The sequence below is a fragment of the Chryseobacterium sp. KBW03 genome (assembly GCF_003852415.1).
In the GTDB taxonomy this organism is placed as follows: domain Bacteria; phylum Bacteroidota; class Bacteroidia; order Flavobacteriales; family Weeksellaceae; genus Chryseobacterium; species Chryseobacterium viscerum.
The window spans coordinates 281,802-303,684 of the sequence record NZ_QAJO01000007.1; the positions used below are offsets into that span (position 1 = coordinate 281,802).

Here is a 21,883-nt window from a genome sequence, read left to right on the forward strand (position 1 = left end):
ACAATAAAAGATATGGCTATGAAAAAAAAATCGATCTTTTTAATCGCCGCAACAGCTACATTATACTTTAATAATGCTTATGCCCAGGAAACTCCGAAAGATTCGGCAAAAGTTTCTTCTATAGATCAGATTGTCATTACCGGAAATTCCGGTCCTAAGAAAAAAATAGAATCCAGTACAGCGATTTCTACATTTAGTGCCAAAGAAATTCAGAAACAGAACCCGATCAGCGCCGCTGCATTACTACAGAGGGTTCCTGGATTTGCTGTGGAAACTTCAGGAGGTGAAGTAGGGAATAACCTTTTTGCAAGAGGAATTCCTTCCGCAGGTGCCTATGAATTTGTACAGGTACAGGAAGATGGTCTCCCGGTTTTTGAAGATGGAGCACTGCAGTTTGCCAATGCTGATAACTTTTTCCGTGTAGATAATTCGGTCAATCGTCTGGAAGCTCTGAGAGGAGGTTCGGGATCTATTTTTGCTACAAATTCTCCGGGAGGGCTTATCAACTTTATTACCAGAGAAGGAACCAATGATTTCAGAGGAACTGCAAAAGTGGAAACAAGTACCTATGGATTGATGCGTACAGACCTGAATGTAGGGGGCGCTTTGGTTCAGGATAAATTATTCTTTAACATCGGTGGTTTCTACAGAACAGACAGCGGAATCAGAAAAACTGGTTTCAAAGCCAATGACGGAGGTCAGATCAGAATGAATCTGAAATATGTCTTTGATAAAGGCTATGTAAAAGTGTATTATAAAAAACTGGACGACAGAAATACATTCTTCCTTCCGATTCCTTTGACTCAAAATGGGAATGATCTGAAAGAATTCCCTGGTTTTGATCCTAACTATGGAACATACAGCTACAGATCAATCAGCCAGCTGAATATTCCACAAGCCGGAGGCGGGTTTTTCAAAAGAAATCTTGAAGATGGAATTCATCCGAAAGTAGATGTATTGGGTGCTGAGTTTAAATATGATCTTGGAAACAATTTCAGTGTTTTAAACAAAACAAGATATACCAATATCAATATGAATTATACAGGGATTTTCCCTGCCGGAGCTCCATATACAGCAGCAGAATTTGCGAAGCGCAGTGGAATTACCGGAAGTAATTATCAATATTCAATGGTAAGCAATGGCGGAATTGTTAATCCACAATTCGTACAGGAACTTGGATTCTGGGCTATTGACAAGCAGATGAATAATTTCGTAAATGATTTACAGTTCAATTATAAATTTGATAAAGGAAATGTTACAGCAGGTTTCTACAAATCTAACTGGAAGTCTCACCAGTACTGGAACTGGAGTAATATTCTGGCAACAGCTACGGACAAACCTGAATTACTGAACCTTGTAGATACTTCTCTTACGCCTTTGGATACTGGATATTCAAAAACGTATAACGGAGTTACCAGCATGACTTTTCTACAGAGAGATACACAGACTCAGGGAAGCTTGAATGATCTTTATGTAAACCTTGATTATAATATTACAGATGCTTTAAGTGTAAATGGAGGTCTTCGTTACAGCCACGATTACTATAAAGGAAATTTTGCCAATACAACGACTGGCAATTTAAATAATTCTGGGTTGACAACGGATGGAACTCACGGCTTCAACACAACAACTGCTGATGATAACATGAGCGTATTGGGAAATAAATACACGTACTGGAATTATAACATCGATAAAGTGTCTTTCACCGTAGCGGCTAATTATAAAATCAACAGAGAAAATGCCGTATATGCACGTTTTTCTAACGGTTTCAGATCTCCGAATGAAGAAGCATACTACAACTATTTCTCCAACCCAACTCCTGATAAACCGTTAAAATCTGTAACGACCAATCAGTTGGAGGTTGGATATAAATATTACTCGCGTACCTTTGATATCGCAGTGATTCCGTTCTATTCTACATTGAAGAATCTTTCTTTCACGGATATTTTCTCTAATGGAAAATCTGAAAATACATTTGCCAATACACAAAACTACGGGGTTGAATTTGAAGGGTATGCCCGTCTGTTCAACAATATTTTAGAAGTTTCATTCAACGGAACAGTTCAAAGCCCTAAATATAAAAACCTGGAAGCAGGAAGTGTTCTTGAAGGAAATGTAGTACGAAGAATGCCGAAGTTTTTCTTCAATATCTCACCGGCAGTCAATATTACCAAAGCATGGAGAGCCTATGCAAGTATGAATTACTATGGAAAACGTTTCCAGGATGAGAAAAATGTACAGACACTACCTGCTTTCACAGAATTTGGTGCAGGAATGTCTTATCAATTAGGAAAAATACGCTTTGCAGTAGATGGAACCAATATCTTTAATACCATTGGTATCACAGAAGGAGATCCAAGAGCAGGATCACCAAACGGAGATGGAACGATCATGGCAAGACCTATTATGGGAGCTGCTGCCAGAGCATCAATTACTTTAGATTTCTAAATCAGACTCTATTTCTTCTTATTAATGAAACCACCGGAAATTTCTGGTGGTTTCATATTTTTATTGTAAAATTAATCTCCATTTCATCATAAAGAATCTGAATGATTTGTGGGAGATTTAAAGATGTGTTTATTTCAAAAACGGATTATACTGTTTCTCAAATCCTATAGAGGTAGGATTTCCATGTCCTGAGAAAACCTGAGTGTCATTATCCAGAATGAAAAGTTTAGATTTAATACCATCAATCAGCTGATCATAATTTCCTTTATAGAGATCTGTTCTTCCGATACTTCCTTCAAAAAGAACATCACCGGAAATCATGAACTTTTGGTTTTCATTATGATAAACCACACTTCCCGGAGAATGTCCCGGAACGTGATAGATTTTAAACTTTTCACCATCTAAATCCAATTCATCACCCTCATTGATATATTCTACCTCCACTTTTACAGGATCTATCTGCATTCCGAATCTTACGCCGCTCGCCTGAAGCATATCCAGTACTTCCTGATCTTCCTGATGCATATTTACAGGAACTTTGAATGTATCAAAAGCCCATTGAAGCCCAAATACATGATCAATGTGTGCATGGGTAAGAAGGATTTTCTGAATGTTCAGCCCGTTTTCTTTGATGAAGTTATCAATAGCCTGAGTTTCCTGTCCGCTCATATTTCCCGGATCAATTAACCACGCATTTTTATTGTCGTTATAAATGATGTAAGTATTTTCGCTCGCAAAGTTGAATACGAAACCTTGAATCTGAAGCATATCTGAATATTTTTTATTCAAAAATACAATATTATTAAGGAAATGGCTATCTTCGTCTTAATGAAAACTTTGCGAATACTCTTACTTTCTTTAGGCGGACTGGTCTTTGGACAAAATATCCAAAGTGTTCAGTTGTTTAATCCTCAGACCAATGATGAAACCCCGGTAATTAAAATTGGAGAACAATTGGTTCTAGGCTTTGATGATCTTACAAACGGCAGTCAGATTTACAGATATACATTCAAACATTACGACAGAAACTGGAATGAAGATAATCTGTTTTTTACAGAATTTGCTACCGGAAGTATGAATGCGCTTCTGGATCAGTTTCAGTATTCTTTCAACACATTGCAGGCTTATACCCATTATAAACTGGTTTTTCCGAATGATAAAATCCAGCTGAAGGTCTCAGGGAATTATGAGCTGATTGTTTACAAAGATTCCGCAGATCAGCCTCTTTTCAAAAAAAGATTTTATCTGGTAGAAGATATGACGGCTCTGGCTTTAAATATTTCCAGAATTGCAGATGCAAAGAATCCCAATATCAACCAAAGGGTAGAGGTAAATGTTTCTCCGAAAGGAGGAGATATTTCTTCCAATGTGAATTCAATCACTATGAATGTGATGCAGAATAACAACCCGAATATGGTGATTTCCAATCAGAAGCCGAGCGCTGTTTTAGGAAATCAGGTGCTTTTTCAGCAGATGAACCTTACTTTTCCCGGAGACAATGAGTTTTATTATTTTGATAATAAAAATATGAACATGGCAGCGGATATGGTACGTTCAACTGAAATAAAAGATGATGTCAACCAGACTTATCTTCATCCTGTATGGGCGTTTCCTTTAAATTATCAATATCAGCCGGATGTCAACGGAGCATGGTATTACCGAAGAAATGATTTGGGAAGAGAAAGAGATGCCGATAGAGAAGGGGATTATTCATGGGTACACTTCTATCTGGAGTCGGATCCTGTAGATAAAGAGATTTATGTTTTGGGTGGGTTTAATAATTTTAAGCCAGGCAAAGAAAATCAGATGCAGTACGATGCAGCCACTAAACAATATGTAGCTAAAATATTCCTGAAACAAGGTTTTTACAACTATGTTTTAGTAACAAAAGAAGGGAACGGACCATTGAATTTCGGAGAGGTAAATGGTAATTTCTGGCAGACAGAAAACCTGTATCAGGCATTTCTTTATTATGCACCATTCGGAAGAAACTATGATGGGCTCATGGGCTATGGAGAATTCAGAACTCCGATTGCGAATAAGCGATAATGATCTGATATCAATTATTATTTTAAAAATACATTTATAAAACGGGACTATCTCTTGAGGTGGTCCTTTTTTATTGATCCTGGCGGCGTATATCTTGTCCGATTTTAAAATCTTTATTATTGAGTCGATTGTAATGCGTAGCATAGTTAAAAAAAATAATTCACAAAACTTTGATTTTTGTTAAATATATTAATGTAAAATCTTTTTTATTTTAAAAATATCATTAAATAGTTTTCTTTGTTTTAAAATCATCATTGTGTTTTGTTTATTGATTTATAATATCAATTGAATTTATCACACTATATATATCATTTTGTTGTGAAAAATTTATACATTCGTTTTTACAACCAATCAATATTATTATGAAAACGAAATTTATCTTAGTTGCAAGCATTGCAGCATGCTCTTTTGTTTTTGGACAAAACACACCCTCAAAATTAGTTCCGGGTAAAAGCGGATTACATGCAGAATTTATGCGATTCGAAAAAAGCGCACCTGCTTTTCAGGGAAGTCCTGTTTTATTTGATGAATCTTCTCAGAGACTTTTACAGGGAGAGGCGCGTAAGCTGGGATTTGAAAAGGATGCGTTGGGATTTGAAACGCATAGATTTCAGCAGACCATCAACGATATTCCCGTAGAATATGGAATGATGGCCGTACAGACCAAAGATGGTAAAATTGTAGGAGAAACAGGAAAGTGGATTCTGGATGTTTCAAAAGCAATTGACAAAAAAGCCAGCCTTTCCGAAAGCGGAGCATTACAGAGTGCTTTATCATTTGTAGGTGCAGAATCTTATAAATGGAAAAACAAAGAGGAAGAAGACTTTCTTAAAAAAGAAACGGGAGATCCAAACGCAAGCTTTGCTCCCAAAGGTGAATTAGTGTATTATTCAGATCCGGACGATGAAAGATTGAATCATGTAAGACTAGCTTATAAATTTGATATCTATGCTGAGAAGCCATTAAGCAGACAATATGTTTTTGTAGATGCTAAAAATGGAAAAGTACTGGGTGTAGATGCCATTATTCATGAGGTAAATACCCCAGGAACCGCTGTTACAGGATATAGCGGAACCCGAAATATAACTGCAGATTCTTATAATGGAAGCTATAGATTAAGAGAAACGGGAAGAAACGCAGGAACTGCTGTGGAAACCTATAATTTGAAAAAAGGAACCAGCTACGCTTCTGCAGTAGACTTTACAGACACAGATAATAACTGGAATAATGTCAATACCAATAAAGATCAATATGCTACCGATGCACATTGGGGAGCAGAAATGACGGTAGATTATTTTTATACAAAATTCGGACGTAAGAGTATTGATAACAATAATTTTGCTATTAAATCTTATGTTCACTATTCAACCAATTATTTTAATGCATTTTGGGATGGTTCCAGAATGACTTATGGAGACGGCAGCTCTTCTACAAACGGAGGGAAACCATTAACTGCCATTGATGTTTGTGGTCATGAAATTACCCATGGAATGACTTCCAAAACAGCCAATCTTGCTTATCAGAGAGAATCCGGAGCTTTAAATGAAGGATTCTCAGACATTTTTGGAAATACAATTGAACGCTGGGCAAGACCAACGCAGGCAAGCTGGACATTGGGAGAAGACTTCAACTATGTGATCAGAAATATGGCAAACCCTAATGCGTACAGTCAGCCTGATACTTATTTGGGAACGTATTGGAAAGCTACCACAACTTCAGGATGTGCCAGCCCAAGCCAATCGAATGATTATTGCGGAGTTCATACCAATTCGGGAGTGCTTAACTTCTGGTACTATCTATTGGTAACCGGAGGATCAGGAACCAATGATAAAGGCTTTGCGTATAATGTTTCCGGAATCGGATTAGATAAAGCAGCCGCTATAGCTTACAGAACATTGACTACTTATCTTACTTCTTCTTCTACCTATGCCAATGCAAGAACTTATTCTCTTCAGGCAGCTGCAGATCTTTATGGTGCAGGAGGTAATGAAGTCATTCAGACTACCAATGCATGGAATGCAGTAGGGGTAGGAGGCGGAACTTCTCCGGCAGGAAAAATGGCTGCGGTAGAAGCTACTCCATTGTATACAATAAGTCCAAATCCTGCGACAGATAGATTTACCGTGAATTTTGAAGGAAAAGCTGGAAGAGGAATTGTAGAATTGATAAGCCTGACAGGGAAGAAAGAAATTTCTGAAAAAGTAGAAATTACAGACGGGATCAATAGACTGAATATCCAACTTCCTTCCAATATCCTTCCGGGAGTATATATTGTAATGGTAAATGGAGAAAAAGCAGGAAACCTGATTAAAAAGTAAACCAAATCTTAATATATTTCAGTAAAAAGGCCACAAGAATTACTTGTGGCCTTTTGTATATTTTTGACTCATGTGAATTAAACCAAATAGAAATCATTCAGTTTTTCTTCACAGAGTATTTTTACAACATCAATCCATCTATCTTCATCATTCAGACATGGAATGTAGTGGAAACTTTCACCACCGCCATGCATAAACTGCTCTTTACCTTCTACAGAAATTTCTTCTAAAGTCTCAAGACAGTCAGAAACGAATGCCGGGCATACAATCGCCAGGTTTTTTACCCCATTTTTACCAATTGTTTCCAATGTTTCGTCAGTATAAGGTTCAATCCATTTATCTTTTCCTAATCTTGACTGGAAAGAAACAATTGTTTTTTCTTTAGGTAAGTTCAACTTTTCAATCACACGCTGTGTGGTCTTATAACATTGATGACGATAGCAGAACTGATGGCTTGGATTGTCATCTCTGGAACAGCAGTCATTAAGATTACAGGTCTTTGTAGGATCTGTCTTATAAATATGTCTTTCCGGAACTCCATGATAAGAAAACTGAAGGGCATCAAAATTTTCAGGAAGTTTTTCCTTAATACTTTCTGCCAGACAATTAATATAAATATCTCTGTTGTAGAAAGGCTGGATATAATTGATCTTTACCTTTGGAAACTTCTTTTTTCTTACTTCTTCTGCCTTTTCAATCACCGTTTCCGTTGTACTCATGGCATATTGAGGATATAAAGGAAAAAGAACGATTTCAGTAACCCCCTGATCTACCAGTTTCTGAATACCAGCTTCAATACTGGGCTGTGCATATCTCATTCCGATTTCTACGGGAACGTCTACCAGTTTCTGAAGTTTTTTCTGAATTTTTTCAGTGATGACAATCAGTGGAGAACCTTCATCTGTCCAAACCGTTTTATAGGCTTCTGCAGATTTTGCAGGTCTTGTCTTCAGGATAATTCCCTGTACAAGAAGAGCGCGAAAGATCCAGCGGTAATCAATCACTTTTTCGTCCATCAAAAATTCATCAAGATATTCCTTTACGTCGTTTACAGCAGTAGATCTCGGTGATCCGAGGTTTACCAGTAAAATTCCTTTCTTATTCAATATTCTAATTTTTAATTATGAACAGAAGTTGTAAAATCTGTTACTAATTTTGAAACTTTAGCAAAGGTATTACTTTCCAGTAAGCCATTGCTATCAAATTTGCCTTTTATCCCTTTTATTAATGCCTGATGTTTATCATCCGTTACAGCTCCCAGAGTTTTTAAAATTAATAACAACTCTTCGTGTCCTTTTTCCCCATTGGCCGAGGCGGTAATCACAGCCACAGGCTTTTCAGAAAAAACTGTTGTGGAAACACACCATTCCAAAAGATTTTTCAATCTGCTCGGAATACTAAAAATATATTCCGGAGTGGAGAATATAACTCCCGATGAATTTTGAATGTCTTCTCTGATTTTCAGAACCTCATCCGGAGTATCAGAATCCGTGAAAGCAGTATCAAAATGCGGAAGAACAGAAAGATCTTCATACAATAGAAAATCTATGGTATTGATCTTTTCCAGTATCTGTTCTATCAGTTTTTGATTGCTGGAATTCTCTGAAGCACTTCCAATAATGACAACAACTTTTTTTTCGGGAGGCATTTTAACTGTTTTATCCGTTTACAGCTTCCACTCTTTCTACTAAATCCGGAACGAATTGCTTTAAAATATTTTCAATTCCGTTTTTCAAAGTAGCTGTAGAACTTGGGCAGCCTGAGCATGCACCCTGTAGAAGCATTCTTGCAGTTTTGCTTTCCTGATCATATTCCATCAGAGAAATTTTTCCTCCATCATTTTCCACGGCAGGAGCTACATATTCATTTAAAATGTCAGAAATCTTCTGCTCATCATCTGTATAATCTCTGTTGATGATTTTTTCAACAGGATTTTCATGTTTCTGAGGTTCTGCTTTTGAAATTTCACCTCCGTTTTGAAGATATTCCGCAATCAGACCACGAACAGCCATCATGACCTGATGCCATTCTACAGAATTATTTCTTGAAACTGCCACAAAATTATCAGAAATGAAAACTTCCGTTGCAAAATCAAACTCTTTAAAAATAGCTTGTGCTAAAGGAACTTCTTCAGCTGCATCTCTCGATTTTACCTCCACGAAACCTTCCATTAGCAACTTGCTTGAAACAAACTTCATTACATTTGGATTAGGTGTCATCTCAGCATAGATCTGATACATTTCTTTTTTCTTTTGAAGATAAATTCTTGGGTTAGCCAATAATTCGTCTTCGATCACATTTTTCAGACTTTGAGCAACATGTTCCCATTCTATGGTATCTTGTTTTGCAACAGCTATAAAATTAGCCGTAATGAAAATTCTTTCCACAAACGGATAATTGAAAAGCTCCTGTGCCAAAGGAATTTCTGAAACATCTGAATTTCTGTCCAACTCCAAAGAGCCAGGGATGAGATTGTAATCAGTAACAAATTTCATCACTTTCGGGTTTTCGGTTGGTTCTATAAGTACGGTACGCATTTTTTCGTTAAATTTGAGATACAAAAATACGCATTAGAAGTTAGAAGCTGAAAATTGAGAGTTAGATTTTTGCTATCGCTATAATTTAGAAGGTAGATACTAGAAATTATAAGGCAGCAATCATCATTTTCAAATTGGCATATTTTCAAATTTTCAAATTAATATTATGGCACTTATAAAAGAACTTTTAGGAAAAGCACCACAGATTGGAGAAAACACCTTTTTAGCAGAAACGGCAACCATTATTGGTGATGTTGTAATGGGAAAAGATTGCAGCGTTTGGTATAATGCAGTGATCAGAGGCGATGTTAATTATATCAAAATGGGTGATAAGGTAAACGTTCAGGATAATGCGATGCTGCACTGTACCTACCAGAAATACCCTTTGAATATCGGAAATAATGTTTCTATCGGACATAACGCGATTGTTCATGGATGTACCATTAAAGATAATGTACTGATCGGGATGGGAGCTATTGTAATGGACGATTGTTTAGTAGAAGAAAATTCTATTGTAGGAGCAGGTTCGGTAGTCACTCAGGGAACTCATATCAAGTCCGGTGAAGTCTGGGGGGGAGTTCCGGCAAAAAAAATCAAAGATATCAATGCACAGTTATTAGAAGGAGAAGTGAACAGAATTGCGGATAACTATGTAAAATATTCATCATGGTATAAAGAAAATGTAAAAGACCATCAATTCTAGTCTTTTATTGAATAGTCAACCCGCTTGTCAGTTTTTTACACTTTCGAAGCAAAATTCAAAATTGACTTTAATCCATATAAAAAGCTCCGTCCTGAGACAGAGCTTTTTTCGATTTGATAGAGAACCTTTGCTGTATTGTTAGTTAGTGTCTGGTGTGATAAGTTTTATCTTTCCATTAATACATTTTAAAGAGGTTGGAGGGGTAATCATCACACAGTCAGACATAATATTATATTTTTGATTGAAAGCCTTTATTTTATCCGTATAGTCGTTGACTCTCGGTAAGAACGTAGCTTCTATTTTTTTTGGATAAGCAATATATTGCTGAGGTCCGCCGCAGGATTTTGCTCCCATTGGGGCAAATGTCCATTCACCAGCATCCGTACATTTCTCTCCTGAGACCTCAGACTCGATAGAAGCTTTTAATTTATCGAGCTGTGCCTGTTCGTATTTCTGGCTATCTTCATCGGCAGGTCTATCGGCGATATCAATCGGAAGATTGGTGTTGGCATTCTTTGATGTATTGCAGGAAATCAGAGATAGTGTAGTACATAATACTATTGCAGGGAAAAGTAGTAATAATTTTTTCACAATAAACTTTATTTCTTTTTAAGAATTTTCAAAACTTATGCCAAGGTAAGAAATTCAAATTCATTTCCGTATTTTTGACGACGATGAACAATCATTTTTTTGACTTAATAGAATATACCAACAGAAGCGTTTTTTTGACCGGGAAAGCCGGAACAGGAAAAACGACATTTCTTAATGATTTTGTAAGACGCACGAAGAAAAAACATATTGTAGTAGCTCCCACAGGAATTGCTGCGATCAATGCGGGAGGAGTTACGATTCATTCCATGTTTGGACTGCCGTTGAGAACCTTTCTTCCTACTACAGAAAGGATAGATACCAGCTTGGCTAATAATATTGCCGATCTGATGCCCCATTTCAAATACCGTAAGGATAAACTCAAACTTCTTAGAGAGGTTGAGATTATTATCATCGATGAGGTTTCGATGTTGAGGGCTGATGTTCTTGATATGATGGATTTTTCTTTGAGATTTATCAGAAGGAATAATCAAAGATTTGGTGGCGTACAGATGCTGTTTATCGGAGATTTATATCAGCTTCCGCCAGTGGTGAGAGATGAGCATATTTTGAAAATGTACTACAATTCACCTTTCTTTTTTGACAGCCATGCCATTAAGGAGATTCCGATTGTTACGATTGAACTGACAAAAGTTTACAGACAGTCTGACGAACAATTTCTGGAAATTCTGAATGCCATACGTGACGGAGATGTGAATAATATAGACTTTGACCATCTTAATGAAAGGTATGATCCTGACTTTAATATGGGGAAGGAATCTTATGTCTATCTCTGTTCTCATAACAAAATGGCGGATGAAATCAACCAGGAAAAATTGACGGAGATAAAAGTAGATGCTCAGACCTATGAAGCTAAACTTGTAGGAGACTTTAAAGAAAATCAGTTTCCCAACGAACAGTTTCTGGAATTGAAAATAGGAGCACAGATTATGTTTATCCGAAATGATATTTCCGGAGAAAAGAAATATTTTAACGGAAAGCTAGGGGAGGTCATTGGATTGGATGAAAATGAAATCCGTGTAGTACTGGATGAAAGCGAAAACGAAATTGTTGTCAAGAGAGAAACCTGGGAACAGAAAAAATATTTTCTTGACACAGAGAAGAATATTCAGGAAGAAGTTCTTGGAAGCTTTGAACAGTTTCCAATAAAACTGGCTTGGGCAGTTACGATCCACAAAAGCCAGGGATTGACATTTGATAAAGTCATTATTGATGCCGGAAAAAGTTTCACTGCCGGTCAGGTGTATGTAGCTCTATCCCGTTGCAGAACCTTAGAAGGAATTGTTTTAAAATCAAAAATTACTCCTGAAGTTATTTTCAAAGACAATAGAATTTTACATTTTCATACAGATACCATTGCCAACGACCATGTTGAAGCGATTCTGAATCAGGAAAAATATGACTACAGCATCAGAAAAGTACTTCGTACGCTGGACTGTGTATGGTTTTTAAAAGAAGTGGAAGAGTGGAACAACCTTTCGATTGTGACCAAGAATATTGATCATGTTAAAACCAAACAGCTTTACCAGCAATTGAAGCATGAGGCTGTAAACCTCGGGAAAATATTTGAAAAGCTGGAGCGTATCATTTTTCAGAAAGTCAATAATTTCATTGAACAAAAAGAAGAATGGTCCGAAATTGAGAGCAAATCAAAAGGAGCTGTTAATTTCTTTTTTACAGAAACCAGGAATAAAATTTTTGATCCTTTGAAAGAATTTTATGCTGAAATAAAAGGAGCAAAAGGGTTAAAACAATATAACGAAGAATTCAAAAACTGGCTGGAAGATATTGAAGAATATCTGAACAGTTTAAGAGATATTTATCTTCTTGAAACTAAACTTTTAGAGGAGAAAAATGATAAAGAAATCAATCTGAAAATTGCTAAAGTTCCGTCTCAGGTTTTAACTTTTCAGTTATTTGAACAAGGAAAAACCATTGGAGAAATAGCCTTGGAAAGAGGTTTGGTGAAAGAAACGGTCATTGGACATCTTGCCAAATTTGCAGAGCAGGGATTGCTGGATATTTCAAGAGTCATTACTTCAGATAAGATCAAAGCTTTTGAAGATGAATTCTACAAAAACCCGCGCGAAACCCTTACTGAGTGGAAGAATGCCTTGCCAAGTCATTTTGAATTTAATGAAATAAGGATTTTAATCAATCATTATAATTATAAAAAAGAAAAGAACTCATAAGAGTTCTTTTCTTTTTTATATAGTTGTTCTTAGACTAAAAAACTAAGGATACATTGCATTGATCGTGTTGATATCCCCGGTTGTAAAGCCGGTTCTATTATAGGTGAAGCTTGTGTTGTTAGCTCTTGTAATAGTAGGCTGTCCGTTTTTGGAATAAGAAGTCGGCCAATACATCATCACAGAATTGATATTAAACGGACCTATATCCGTTCCGGAATTATAGATGTTGAAATTGTAAGCCTGTCCATCTTGAATATTGTTCCACAAAATTTTTACATACTGATCCCTGTCTTTTCGGGTATGCTCATGATAAAGTCCTACGCTATGCCCCATTTCATGAATGACTGATCCTACAGAAATATACTGATCCAGAGAAACGTTCTGCTTTCCTCCCTGATACCCGATATGAGCCCAGCCGTCTGATCCGGATGAACTTCCGAAAATAAATTCTACATAATTCGACTGATTGGTACGGGGAATCCATTGAGCATTCGTCTTGGAATTATATTCATTAACGGCGCTTGTAATTTTGTTGACATTTATAGAACCCATATTACTGGCAACTGTATAGTAAATTTTTCCTCCGGGCCACCTTGAAAAACTGGCACCTCCTTTATTGAGCTCGCTACCTTCTGAAAGCTGTTTGTCAGAAATGACCATATCTCCCTGAAAGAAATTCAGTCCGTTTTTTCGTTCATAAGTAATTTCCTGCCCGTTCAATTGCCCTTTTTTAAAGTTTTCAATATTGGAAGCATTGGCTTGAGCTTCAGAAGTGATTTCCTCATTATTTTTACTACACGACACGAATGTTGCAGCAATAATAAAACTCATAAAGACAGTTTTTCCTGTCAGAATCTGCCGGTAAAGCAGACTGTTTGGTTTTTTGTTCATATTAAAGTTTTTTAAGATTTGGTATACGAATATAATAAATATTTCTCTTTATGATGAATTATTAATGTTAAAAAAAACTTTTTATATGATAATTGTTTAATTTAAAGCTTCGCATGGGTAAAATAAAAAAGGGTTTGAAAATTTTCAAACCCTTTTTTATTTTTATTCGTTTAGCAAATCCTGATTGACTCTGTAACCAACAATTTTTATATCTCCTTCTTTATTTTTTTCTAAAGTAAAAGATTCTTCTGTCTTTTTAGTTCCTCTTTTTACATTATACATGAAGAAGTATTGACTTCGTGCATTGCTTCCTTTCACCACCATTGTTTCCCATTTTGCAAGATTGTATTCCTCAACGGGACCAATCTGATTGACCATATTGATGAGTTTCACAAGTTTTTCTTTGTCAGTCACCTCAAAAAACTTATCACCAAACAATTTATAAATATCATCCGGGTTGTTTCCATACCGAAGTTCCCAATAAAATTTTTTTGAGATCTTTTCACCATCTGTTTTGTCAGATTCTCTGTCTTTGTAGAATTCGTTGAAAGAACAGCTTATTAAAAAAAATGAGAAAAGAAGTAAATAAACATTTTTCATTTAAAGTTCAATATCTAAGATTAATTTTCTTCGATTGTTATCGTAAAAAGTAGCCCGATAACTTTCGTCTCTGAATTCAGTTTCTATATTTTCTATTTCATTAAATCTATTTTTATCTGTTTTGGAAAACTCAACAATTTCAAAGTACTTTTCATCGATATTGCTAAAGCTTACCAGTTTCAGATAGTCATCAATGGAGTTTTTATCAATCATAATTTTTCCACCACCGAATTGATGCCTGTTCTGACCATTTTTCTTAATACCGGACACCCAATATTCTTCTCCAGTTTCTATATCAAAATGATTGGCATTGATTCCTGGCCTTTTTAGCTTTTTGAGTGCCTTGCCATCAAAATAAACTGTTTGCCCGGATTTTGAAAATTCTACAAAACCAATCCATGCAGGACCGTGATGACCGAAGGATTTGTTTTCGAGATACATTATTTTTGTTTTCATGTCCTTGAATAATACTGCAATTTACCCAAAATCTTATAAGTAAAATCAAGTAAACAAAAATTTTATTCCCATAGTTTTTCCCTGAACTGATCGATCGGTTTTATTAATTACAAAAAGTAACTAATGCAGAATTTATGTTTTAAATTTGTTTGGTTTTTTGAGACCAAAGAAAAATTAACATCTCAATATGAAAAATTTTGAAATTTCTGTTTTAGATCTTGCACCCGTAAAGCAGGATAAAAGCATTCATGATACCTTTCAGGACAGCTTATCACTAGCTAATCACGCTGAAAACTTAGACTATAAAAGATTCTGGCTGGCAGAGCACCATAATATGGAAAGTATTGCCAGTTCAGCGACCTCAGTTTTAATCGGTTTCATCGCCAACGGAACAAAAAAAATCAGAGTAGGTTCAGGAGGAATTATGCTTCCCAACCACAGTTCCCTAATTATTGCAGAACAGTTCGGTACCCTGGAATCTCTTTTCCCTGGAAGAATTGATCTTGGAGTAGGAAGGGCTCCCGGAACAGACGGATTGACCGCTCAGGCATTAGGGAGAAATCCTGCTATTATCAATGAACAGTTTCCAAGACAAATCCTCGAATTACAAAGATATTTCTCAAAAGAAAATTCAGATGCCTTGGTTCGTGCTATTCCCGGGGAAGGGCTGGATGTTCCGATTTATATTCTGGGATCAAGTACAGACAGTGCATGGCTTGCTGCAGAACTTGGTTTGCCATATGCTTTTGCCGGGCATTTTGCTCCGGAGCAGATGGAAATGGCTTTTAAAATATACAGAGAGCATTTTGAACCGTCAAAATATTTAGATAAACCTTATATCATTGCCTGTGTAAATGGTGTTGCCGCAGAAACTTCAGAAGAAGCTCATAGAATCTCCACTACTTTATTTCAGGCATTCATCAATATCGTAAGAAATGACAGAAAGCCTTTTGCTCCGCCGGTTGATGATATGGATGAAATCTGGTCACCAATGGAAAAGTCGATGGTTTTACAAAAGTTGAGATATACTTTTATCGGAAATCAGGAAGAAGTAAAGGAAAAACTTAAAAATTTCCAGGAAAGATTCCAGGTGGATGAGCTGATGATCAATTCGCATATTTACGATCATCAGAAAAGATTGAGGTCTTACGAGATATTCAGAGAGGCAGCAAACTCATTATCCAAAGCGTAATAAACCATTCAGAATTAATTGGCAGATGCTTATTTTTATGAGTATCTTTGCAAAAATAAAAAGTAAAAATGTCCGATATTAAATTAAATACTATTCCAGAGGCTATAGAAGACCTTAGAAATGGTAAAATAATCATAGTAGTAGATGATGAAGACAGAGAAAATGAAGGAGATTTTCTTTGCGCAGCAGAACTGACAACGCCGGAAATTATCAATTTTATGGCACTTTATGGAAGAGGGTTGATCTGTATGCCGCTTCCTGAAAAAAGATGTGATGAGCTAGGACTTGAAGTGATGGTAAGCAGAAGCAGCGATCCTAAAGAAACAGCTTTCACCGTATCAGTTGACCTTTTAGGAAACGGAACATCTACCGGAATTTCTGCTGGAGACAGAGCAAAAACAATTTTAGCGCTGATGGATGAAGAATCCAAGCCTACAGATTTTATGAGACCTGGCCACATTTTCCCGCTTCGTGCAAGAAAGGGAGGAGTATTGAAAAGAGCTGGACACACAGAAGCAGCAATTGACCTTACAAATTTAGCTGGTCTGAAAGAAGGAGGGGTGATCTGTGAGATCATGAATGAAGATGGTACCATGTCACGTCTGCCTGAATTGCATGCATTCGCTCAAAAGCATGATATGAAAATTGTATCTATTGAAGATCTGATCCATTATCAGCTTAAAAAAGGAAATCTTGTTGAGAGACTTGAAGAGAAAAAAGTAAAAACGCACTACGGTGAGTTTGATTTTTATGCTTTCAGAGAAACTTCCAATGACCAGATCCACTTTGCCCTTACAAAAGGTTCATGGACAGTGGATGAGGCTGTTTTGGTAAGAGTACAGTCTTCAGATTCTTATTTCGATGTATTGACAAGATTGAATAACGGAGAAAAACCATTATTGGAAAAAGTAACAGGAATGGTAAATGAAGCTGGGAAAGGAGCTATTATTTTTATCAACAATGTTTCTAACTCTGAAAATACTTTGAGAAAGCTTCAGCAGTTCCTGAATTATCAGGACGGGCAGGAGCAGCATCCTACGTTAGCATACAATTACAGAGATTATGGAATTGGAACGCAGATCTTAAAGAATTTAGGAATCAATAAGTTCAAAGTAATCACTCAAAACCCAAATATCAAGCCTCAGGTTGGAGGATATGATGTAGAGGTTACAGAGTTGGTACAATTGTAATCAATGAATAGTCAGCTGTGAATTTAATTCATAAAAATGGCTGTTTACAATATAAAATAAAAGGTTTAGGATTTTTCTAAACCTTTTTTTATTTTTAAACTATGACAGAGTCTTTAAAAAAGCATATTAGAGAATACATTGAAATTTCAGATGAAAAGCTCGATTATTATTGCAATGCTTTTACCCTTAAGAAGCTAAAGAAAAAAGATTTCCTTTTGAAAGAAGGAGAGATTGGTGACTTTGAAGGATTTGTAGTCAGTGGCTGCTTTAAAGTTTTTCATACCAATCATAATGCATCCGAACAGATACTATATTTTGGAACTGAAAACTGGTGGATCTCCGATATTGACAGTTTTATCAACAGTATTCCCTCAAAACTTAATATTCAGGCTCTTGAGGATAGTGAGATTCTTCTGATTTCGAAAGCAGATAAAGAAAAGCTTTATTCCGAAATGCCTGAGATCGAAAAATTGATGAGGCTTAAGTTTCAGATGTCAATCATAGCATTACAAAGGAGAATCATTGATAATTTAAGTAAATCGTCAGAGGAAAGGTATATTGAATTTTTGAAGGCTTATCCTAAAACAGCACATCGGCTGACCAATATTCAGATTGCAGCCTATCTGGGTGTAACTCCTGAATTTATCAGTAGAATCAGGAAGAAAATGGTAAGTAAAAGCTAGAGAAAACAATATGTTTTATAAATAAAAAAAAAAGTCACAAAATGCTTATAATAAACCTTTTGTGACTTTTGTTGACTGTATATAAGTTCTCCTTAATTTTTTAATGTTATTTCATCAAAGTTTCGGAAACCATTCAGAAAATCTTTTACCATCATTCTTTTTTTACCTTCCAACTGAAGTTCCAGCGGATAATAAATTCCGTCTTCAGTGTAGATTTTAAATTCATTCTTTGAAATATCCAAGGTTCCAGCTGGTTTTCCGTGATCAGAAAGTTCAAACTTACCATTGAATATTTTTAATCCTTTTTCTTCGTTCTCTATTTTTAAAGTAGTGAAAGCGGCAGGATAAGGTGACATTCCCAGGATAAACTGATGAATAGTTTTTGAAGGGGCAAGCCAATTGATTTTAGTATCTTCCTTAAAGATTTTATAAGCGTTTTTAGGATGCTCTACTTCTGGCTGATGTTTCTCATCAATCGTATTTTCAGCAAGACCATTTAATGTCCTAACGACCAATCCTGAACCCATTTCCATCAGTCTGTCGTGAAGGCTTCCTGCATTTTCATCAGGTAAAATTTCCAGCTCCTGCTGAAGAAGAATATTTCCTTCGTCAATTTTTTCATTAATAAAGAAGGTTGTTGCTCCCGTTTTTTCCTCTCCATTGATTACGGCATAGTTGATAGGTGCAGCGCCTCTGTAATCCGGCAATAAAGAGGCGTGAAGATTGAATGTACCCATTTTAGGCATTTCAAAAAGAATTTTAGGCATCATTCTGAATGCAACTACTACAAAAACATCAGCATCTAGTTTTCTTAGGTCTTCCAAAAATTCGGGATTTCTTAGCTTTTCCGGCTGGAAAACGGGAATGTTGTTTTCGTCTGCATAAACTTTTACCTGTGATTGGTGAATCTTTTGTCCGCGACCACTTGCTTTATCAGCTACAGTCACAACTCCTACCACCTGATGGTGAGATTGATGGATTGCCTCCAAAGAAGTTTTTGCAAATTCTGGAGTCCCTAAAAAAACGACTTTCAATGATTTCATACTGCAAAGATAGGGTTTTCGTTAATAGCTGAAAACAACGGAAAGCAGCTTTTCAATTATGAATAGTGGAGTGGTTCGAGGTATTGGATTCAATATATATGTGATAAATAACCGGTAATAAGATGTCGCATTATATCAACAAACTTATACTCATTATTGAGTGTTCATTATTCATGATTAATTGCATATGTTCTGAAATTGAGCATTTTTACCTTTCCGGAATCAAGAAGAAAGATAAGGTTTTCTAAGATATTTTCTTTAGAATGATAGCTCAGCTGTATAGAAAGCTCTTCAATTGTTGCCGCCTTTTTCGTCAATAAATTAATAATTTGCAGAGAAATATTCTTACCAAACATAGACTGTTTATTTTTTTCACAAACAGAACACTGACCACAGTTTTTTGAATTTTTTTCGCCGAAATAGGCAAGAATAAGTTTCATTTTACAGTAGTCGTTATTTTCTGCGTAAAATTTCATCTCTTCCCATTTGAGGATTTTATTTCGCTGAATATGTTCAAATAATTTCCAGTAAATATTACTTACAGCCCTTTCATCACGGGGTTTCAGAAATTTTATGCTTGAAAGTGCACCATCAATATATTCGAGGTAATTTTTTTGCTGTAATTCTTTCAGGCGTTCCTTAATCAAAGGCACGCTGACATTAATTTTATTGCTTACCTGCTGTTCGCTGAACATTACTTTATGGGTAGTGATTCCAGATATAGAACGGAAAAGAAGCTCTAAGAAATAGGCATCCTTTTGTGGTAATTGATCTATCTCATCAGATTTGATAAAAAGCTCCAGTGATGACAAGCTTTTATTTTCATTGTAATAGATGATTTCCTGATTGTGCAGAAAATTGAGGATATTGTTGATTTTTGCTTTCGAAAGTTTGGTAAAATTCTGTATGCCAATGGTATTCAGCTGAAAGGTTTTTTCAGGAAGCTCAAATTCTGCAACCTGAAAGATAGAGTAGAGGTAGCTGATGATCTTTAAAAACTCTGCTTTATTCGGAGTTTGGTTTTTTAAAACCTGATCAAAATTCAGAAGTTCCTGTTTGTTCCAAAGCATAAAGGCAAAACTGTCTTTTCCATCTCTTCCGGCTCTTCCTATTTCCTGATAGTAGTTTTCTATAGAGGCCGCAGGTGAATAGTGGATGACAAACCGTACATTATCTTTGTCAATACCCATTCCAAAGGCATTGGTAGAAATAAGAACATGGTTGTCACTCTTGTTCCAAAGATTCTGTTTAGCATTTTTTTCTTTCGTTGTTAAACCTGCATGAAAATAATCCACATTTTTCACCTGATTTTTCTTCAGGAATTCTGCCAGCAATTCAGTTTCTTTTCTGGTTCTCGCATATACGATACCGGAATCATTGCTGTATTTTAAAATATCAAAAACGCGTTGAAATTTATCAGATACTTCATCAGTAAAGATTTTGATATTCTCTCTTTTGAAACTTTTCTGAAAGACAAAAGGTTTCTTCAGTTCCAGTTTATTTTTGATTTCTTCCAGAACTTTTGGCGTTGCAGTCGCTGTCAAAGCAAGACATGGTATTTCAGGATTATTACTTCTGAATCTTTTAATATTCTGATAACTTGGCCTGAAATCCTGACCCCATTCTGAAATACAGTGAGCTTCATCTACCGCAATAAAGGATAACTGAATTTCCTCCATATTTTGGATAAACTGACTATTGGTAAGTCTTTCAGGAGAAACATACAGTAGTTTTGTGAGCCCTTCCTTGCAGCGGGCATAGATGGTTTCAGCATCATATTCATCAAGCTCAGATGAAAGGTATTCTGCTTCTATTCCACGGGATTTAAGCTGATTTACCTGATCTTTCATCAATGCCAGCAAGGGAGAAATTACAAGACAGGTTCCTTCTTTCAGTAAAGCGGGCAGCTGATAACACAAGGACTTTCCTGCTCCTGTGGGTAGAAGAACCAGTGTATCTTTTTCATTGATAACAGCATTGATGATTTCCTCCTGAGAGTCCCGGAATTCGGTATACCCCCAGAAATACTTAAGGGTATCATATTTTAGCTTTTGAAAATCCTGTGGAGAAATCATGTTGTAAAAATAAGAAAAGTATGATGACAAAAAAAGCCACGCAGGGCGTGACTTTTATATAATAAATTAATAAGCTTATTATTTAGCTTCGAAGTATACTCTTCTGTTGGCTCTGTTTTTCCATTCAGGGCACTTCGTTGCTGGTTCACATTCAGGGTATTTAAGGTCTTTTTCACCTTTTCCTACTGCCTGTAGTTTACCGTTCTGAACACCATTTTTGATCAGGTAGCTCTTAACGTTGTTTGCTCTTCTTTCAGATAGTTTCTGGTTGTAAGCATCAGTACCTCTTGTATCAGTAGCACCAATTACATTGTAAGAACCATTTGAAGAATTAATATAGTTTACAGCATTGTTTAGAATTGGAGTATTTGAAGGTAAAATTCTGTCAGAATTTAAGTCAAACTCGATTCCTTCCAATTTAGTTTCTGTTTCTACTACAGGTCCTGTTGTAGCTATAGGACATCCGTTGTTTTCAACAGGTCCGGGAACAGTGACACACTTATCGTAAAGATCGATTACCCCATCTAAGTCGGTATCAAGCGCCACTCCGGCACCATCCACTCTCGCTCCTGCAGGAGTATCAAGCTGTCTGTCCCAATCGTCGCATACTCCGTCGTTATCAGCATCTCCTTTTTTACATACTTCGATATCCTGGTTTTTATTAGCCAGTACATCCAGTTTGTAATAGATTTCCTGAAGCGGATCATGCCACATTACGTGTGATTCATGTTTTCCTAGTTTTAGGGAAACCCCTAAAGTAGCATTGAAGAAGTTGTCAGAAACCTGCTCAGAACGTTTGTTGATCGCGCTGTAAGCATCACCACCACCATCAAATTCATCATCACCGGTTACGACATACATTAATCTACCTTCGATATCGATTCTTCTGTTTACTTT

19 protein-coding genes are annotated in these 21,883 nt (G+C 36.2%); 8 read left to right on the plus strand and 11 right to left on the minus strand.

Features of this window, described 5'->3' with window-relative positions:
• The first annotated feature begins 18 nt into the window (after positions 1-18).
• Positions 19-2,448, plus strand: coding sequence for a TonB-dependent receptor (locus DBR39_RS17160; RefSeq protein WP_124535127.1), 2,430 nt, complete (start codon positions 19-21; stop codon positions 2,446-2,448).
• A gap of 129 nt (positions 2,449-2,577) precedes the next feature.
• On the opposite strand, the gene DBR39_RS17165 is transcribed toward DBR39_RS17160, so the two are convergent.
• Entirely contained in the window at positions 2,578-3,216 is a 639-nt protein-coding gene (locus DBR39_RS17165; RefSeq protein ID WP_124535129.1) for an MBL fold metallo-hydrolase, read from the minus strand.
• Between the two features lie 60 nt (positions 3,217-3,276).
• Here DBR39_RS17165 and DBR39_RS17170 point away from each other — a divergent pair, with 60 nt between their 5' ends.
• Positions 3,277-4,497, plus strand: a complete 1,221-nt coding sequence (locus DBR39_RS17170) for a type IX secretion system plug protein domain-containing protein (RefSeq protein WP_185147210.1) — start codon at positions 3,277-3,279, stop codon at positions 4,495-4,497.
• 362 nt (positions 4,498-4,859) lie between these two features.
• Positions 4,860-6,815: a M4 family metallopeptidase gene (locus DBR39_RS17175; RefSeq protein ID WP_124535133.1), complete on the plus strand. Its 1,956-nt coding sequence runs from the start codon at positions 4,860-4,862 to the stop codon at positions 6,813-6,815.
• Positions 6,816-6,892: 77 nt separating this feature from the next.
• Here DBR39_RS17175 and hemH read toward each other — a convergent pair whose 3' ends face one another.
• The 3 genes from hemH to DBR39_RS17190 are packed head-to-tail and all read right to left on the minus strand — an operon-like array spanning position 6,893 to position 9,352.
• A complete protein-coding gene (hemH, locus tag DBR39_RS17180; RefSeq protein ID WP_124535135.1) occupies positions 6,893-7,921 on the minus strand; it encodes a ferrochelatase in 1,029 nt (342 codons plus the stop codon).
• Between the two features lie 11 nt (positions 7,922-7,932).
• Positions 7,933-8,463 (minus strand): NADPH-dependent FMN reductase, encoded by a 531-nt coding sequence (locus tag DBR39_RS17185; protein ID WP_124535137.1) that lies wholly within the window; start codon positions 8,461-8,463, stop codon positions 7,933-7,935.
• A gap of 10 nt (positions 8,464-8,473) precedes the next feature.
• Positions 8,474-9,352, minus strand: coding sequence for a NifU family protein (locus DBR39_RS17190; protein WP_103233476.1), 879 nt, complete (start codon positions 9,350-9,352; stop codon positions 8,474-8,476).
• Between the two features lie 166 nt (positions 9,353-9,518).
• On the opposite strand from DBR39_RS17190, the gene DBR39_RS17195 reads away from it, so the two are divergent.
• Positions 9,519-10,055 carry a gamma carbonic anhydrase family protein gene (locus DBR39_RS17195; protein WP_124535139.1) on the plus strand — a complete coding sequence of 179 codons (537 nt, stop codon included), beginning with the start codon at positions 9,519-9,521 and terminating at the stop codon, positions 10,053-10,055.
• Positions 10,056-10,193: 138 nt separating this feature from the next.
• Here the strand turns inward: DBR39_RS17195 and DBR39_RS17200 are convergent, their stop codons facing one another.
• Complete coding sequence (locus DBR39_RS17200) at positions 10,194-10,646, minus strand: hypothetical protein (RefSeq protein WP_124535141.1); 453 nt, start codon at positions 10,644-10,646, stop codon at positions 10,194-10,196.
• 83 nt (positions 10,647-10,729) lie between these two features.
• Here DBR39_RS17200 and DBR39_RS17205 point away from each other — a divergent pair, with 83 nt between their 5' ends.
• Complete coding sequence (locus tag DBR39_RS17205; RefSeq protein ID WP_124535143.1) at positions 10,730-12,856, plus strand: helix-turn-helix domain-containing protein; 2,127 nt, start codon at positions 10,730-10,732, stop codon at positions 12,854-12,856.
• Positions 12,857-12,898: 42 nt separating this feature from the next.
• On the opposite strand, the gene DBR39_RS17210 is transcribed toward DBR39_RS17205, so the two are convergent.
• From DBR39_RS17210 to DBR39_RS17220, 3 genes are all read right to left on the minus strand, one after another.
• Positions 12,899-13,747 carry a M12 family metallopeptidase gene (locus DBR39_RS17210; RefSeq protein WP_124535145.1) on the minus strand — a complete coding sequence of 283 codons (849 nt, stop codon included), beginning with the start codon at positions 13,745-13,747 and terminating at the stop codon, positions 12,899-12,901.
• A 162-nt stretch (positions 13,748-13,909) separates the two neighbouring features.
• The gene (locus DBR39_RS17215; RefSeq protein ID WP_124535147.1) at positions 13,910-14,347 is read right to left on the minus strand and encodes a hypothetical protein; all 438 of its coding nucleotides are present in this window, start codon (positions 14,345-14,347) and stop codon (positions 13,910-13,912) included.
• Positions 14,348-14,803, minus strand: a complete 456-nt coding sequence (locus DBR39_RS17220; protein ID WP_185147211.1) for a hypothetical protein — start codon at positions 14,801-14,803, stop codon at positions 14,348-14,350.
• Between the two features lie 187 nt (positions 14,804-14,990).
• Here DBR39_RS17220 and DBR39_RS17225 point away from each other — a divergent pair, with 187 nt between their 5' ends.
• The 3 genes from DBR39_RS17225 (at position 14,991) to DBR39_RS17235 (ending at position 17,868) form a co-directional block, all read left to right on the plus strand.
• Complete coding sequence (locus tag DBR39_RS17225) at positions 14,991-15,995, plus strand: LLM class flavin-dependent oxidoreductase (RefSeq protein ID WP_124535149.1); 1,005 nt, start codon at positions 14,991-14,993, stop codon at positions 15,993-15,995.
• 68 nt (positions 15,996-16,063) lie between these two features.
• Positions 16,064-17,185 (plus strand): 3,4-dihydroxy-2-butanone-4-phosphate synthase, encoded by a 1,122-nt coding sequence (ribB, locus tag DBR39_RS17230; protein WP_124535151.1) that lies wholly within the window; start codon positions 16,064-16,066, stop codon positions 17,183-17,185.
• Positions 17,186-17,286: 101 nt separating this feature from the next.
• Positions 17,287-17,868 carry a Crp/Fnr family transcriptional regulator gene (locus tag DBR39_RS17235; RefSeq protein ID WP_124535153.1) on the plus strand — a complete coding sequence of 194 codons (582 nt, stop codon included), beginning with the start codon at positions 17,287-17,289 and terminating at the stop codon, positions 17,866-17,868.
• Positions 17,869-17,960: 92 nt separating this feature from the next.
• Here DBR39_RS17235 and fmt read toward each other — a convergent pair whose 3' ends face one another.
• From fmt to DBR39_RS17250, 3 genes are all read right to left on the minus strand, one after another.
• Positions 17,961-18,911 (minus strand): methionyl-tRNA formyltransferase, encoded by a 951-nt coding sequence (gene fmt / locus DBR39_RS17240; protein WP_124535155.1) that lies wholly within the window; start codon positions 18,909-18,911, stop codon positions 17,961-17,963.
• A 167-nt stretch (positions 18,912-19,078) separates the two neighbouring features.
• Complete coding sequence (locus DBR39_RS17245) at positions 19,079-20,986, minus strand: ATP-dependent DNA helicase RecQ (RefSeq protein ID WP_124535157.1); 1,908 nt, start codon at positions 20,984-20,986, stop codon at positions 19,079-19,081.
• A gap of 78 nt (positions 20,987-21,064) precedes the next feature.
• The coding region (locus DBR39_RS17250) for an OmpA family protein (protein ID WP_148089918.1) at positions 21,065-21,883 on the minus strand (819 nt) is incomplete at its 5' end.